Consider the following 3,059-nt stretch of genomic DNA (forward strand, 5'->3'; position numbering starts at 1 on the left):
ACTTTGACTCGCGTTCGGCGTTGACAATGTGTAAGACTATGAGCTAAAATTAGTCAAAAGCCATGCACAGCAGCACTTTCGTTCATGTACCGAAAAGTTGACTAGGGCCCCAACCCCACCTTCCAACTTTGACCTTCACGGACAGGGGCAATTATCAGAGAATAATCGTTGGGTAATCATGGCAAAAATAATTCCGTGGTCAGAATTTGAAGATGAATATGCCGAAAATTTTACAGTATCTACAGGAGCGCCTGCCAAATCATTTAGGATGGCATTGGGGGCATTAATAATTAAAGAAAGGCTAGGAACCAGCGACAAAGAAACGCTAGAACAAATAAGAGAAAACCCATACCTACAATACTTTATAGGCATGACAACCTATAGTGATGCTGCACCATTTGATTCATCCATGTTTGTTCATTTTAGGGAGAGAATAGGAGTCAACCTAGTCAATAAAATTAATGAAAAAATGGTCAAAGAGCAGACCGAAGTGCCAGGAGTTATCGTCGAAAAAAAGCCATCAGAAATAAGTGAACCCAAAAATCAAGGAAAATTAATATTAGATGCAACCTGTACGCCAGCCGACATTAAATATCCAACCGACTTAGGACTATTAAATCAAGCAAGAGAACATACAGAAAAAATCATAGATGCTCTACACAATCAAATTAAGTCACCCGTAAAAAAAAACCGAGGACATATCGAAACCGAGCCAGGAAAGAATACCTAACCATAGCAAAAAAACGCAAACCACGACAAAAAGAAAGAAGAAAAGTAATTAAAAAACAACTGCAATACATCCAAAGAAATTTGGCGAATATAGAGCGAATGGGCGCTCTACAGTTACTGACTAAATCTCATTATAAAATGCTGTTAGTAGTGGCAGAAGTCTACCGTCAACAGTTGTCAATGTATGAAAATAAAGAACATACTATTCCCGACAGAATAGTATGTTTAAAGCAACCACACATCCGCCCCATCGTCAGAGGGAAAGCCGGGAAATCCGTTGAATTCGGGGCAAAACTGTCAGCCAGTTGTCGAAATGGGTACGTATTTTTAGACCGAATTAGTTGGGATAACTTCAACGAATCAGGAGACCTTAAAAGACAAGTAGAAGCATTTAAACAATTTACCGGATTTTATCCTGAATCAATTCATGTAGATCGGATATATCGAACAGAAGAAAATAGAGCTTGGTGCAAAGAACTCGGCATAAGAATGAGTGGTGTCCGTCTAGGAAGACCTCCCAAAAATCTGAGCAAAACAATGAAAAAACAAGCTCAATCAGACGAGAGAATTCGTAACTTAATTGAGGGAAAATTTGGAGAAGCTAAAAGAAGATTTAGCCTCGGTAGAGTGATGGCTAAACTTGATAATACTTCTGAAACAAGCATCGCAATAACTTTTCTGGTGATGAATCTTTCTGCCCTGCTACGGCAGGCTTTTTGGCTTTTTTTCGGTCTATTTCATAACAAAAACCTTTTTTCATGTTTTTTGGCTTCAATCATTGGTAAAAGCTATGTTTCGCCAGAACACAATTGACAAAACTTATATTGCCGAGGAGAACTCGAATTCACTCATCTTTCTAAATGCTGTTTTCTCACTTTTTCAGCAAGCCCCATGTAAACGCCAAAAAACCGCTGCCAGTAATTGGAACCTACATCGCAACGGTTTTTGGTAATCAAACTCGCTATGGGCGAGCAAAATTCATGTACGACAATAATAACCCGATGAACGGGCAGTTTTCAAGTACCCGCAATCTTGTTCGTGTAACCAAGTCAAATCTTTGCCCGCACTGTGGCAAACCAGACTGGTGCTACTCTGTCGGCAATTTGTCTGTTTGCAACCGCGACCAACCGCCCGCTACAGGTTGGGAAGTGACCAATAAATCAGACCAAGACGGTCACTTCTTTTACGCGCCCGTTCAAGAAAAGAAAGCTATTCGCCCCGCACAAACTCGCTACTGGGAATATTCAGACCGCGACGGCTCTCCACTTGTCAGGGTGCGTCGGATTGATTTCGGTGACGGTCGCAAAAAAGATATTAAGCAACAGCACTGGGACAAAGAGAAAAACGACTGGGTAATGGGACTGGGCAAAATTCAACGTGCCACCATACCGATTTACCGCTATGCCGATGTCCAAAAGGCGATCGCAAACGGCGACTACATTGTTATCGTTGATGGCGAGTCGTGTGCGGATGCTCTTTGGGCTTTAGGTTTGGCCGCTACCACCAGCATTGGGGGCGCGGGAAAATGGCGATTGACTGACACAAGCGATTTACAGGGCGCGAAGGTTGTTATTTGCCCTGACCGCGACATACCAGGGATTGAGGATGCGGCCAAAATTTTTGAGCATTTCCCCGAGGCTCAGTGGCTGTACTGCTACCCCGAATCTTGGGCTTGGGACAATCTGCCAAAAAGTCAGGGATTAGATGTCAAAGATTGGATTGATGACAAGAAACTCAATGCCCAGGACCTACTAAATTCTCTAACTCCTCACCCGCGCACGCGAGAACAAGTAGTATGCCAGAAGTATGACAGTAATGCAAACGACTACATTCCAGACACTGCACCGCCTCCAGAGCGAAACTATGTGCAAAAAACTGTCGATGCGCTGTACTCAGACACACCTTGGGTATCGATTGCAGGACAGCTTTTTGAGTTCACCGGGAATCATTACGAGCTGCGATCGGAGGCTACCGAGAAGCGGCGCATCCTTGAGTGGCTCAACACTTACTCTGAATTGGTGAAAGGGAAATATCGCTGCAACCGCGCCAACTCTGCCAGTTTCAAAGAGGTCTACACTTACATACTCTCGGCTGTGGCAGTAGACCTCAATACCATCAATCCTGATGGGTTGAACACTACTAAAGGGGTGCTGAAAATCAATCCCGATGGCTCTCACTCGCTTGCGCCACATGACCCCAAAAATATCTATACCTATGTCGGCTGCACGTATGACCCCGACATTGACCCGACGGATTGCGATCGCCTGTTAGAGTGTCTTGAGCCGGCACAGCGTGAGATATTCCTGAGAACTGCTGCTGCTGCGTTGAAT

1 protein-coding gene and 1 pseudogene are annotated in these 3,059 nt (G+C 44.0%); both read left to right on the plus strand.

Annotated elements, in window-relative coordinates; genetic code table 11:
• Positions 1 to 97: 97 nt before the first annotated feature.
• Positions 98 to 1,542, plus strand: a protein-coding gene (locus ACUVJL_RS28965; protein ID WP_445249005.1) for an IS5 family transposase whose coding sequence is annotated in 2 segments (ribosomal slippage) — positions 98 to 680 and positions 680 to 1,542 — 1,446 coding nt in all. Because the reading frame shifts where the segments join, the coding sequence is not laid out codon by codon here.
• Between the two features lie 47 nt (positions 1,543 to 1,589).
• Positions 1,590 to 3,059, plus strand: a pseudogene (locus ACUVJL_RS28970) (hypothetical protein); the annotation flags it as partial.

This window comes from Microcoleus sp. OTE_8_concoct_300 (assembly GCF_031383065.1).
Taxonomy (GTDB): domain Bacteria; phylum Cyanobacteriota; class Cyanobacteriia; order Cyanobacteriales; family Microcoleaceae; genus Microcoleus.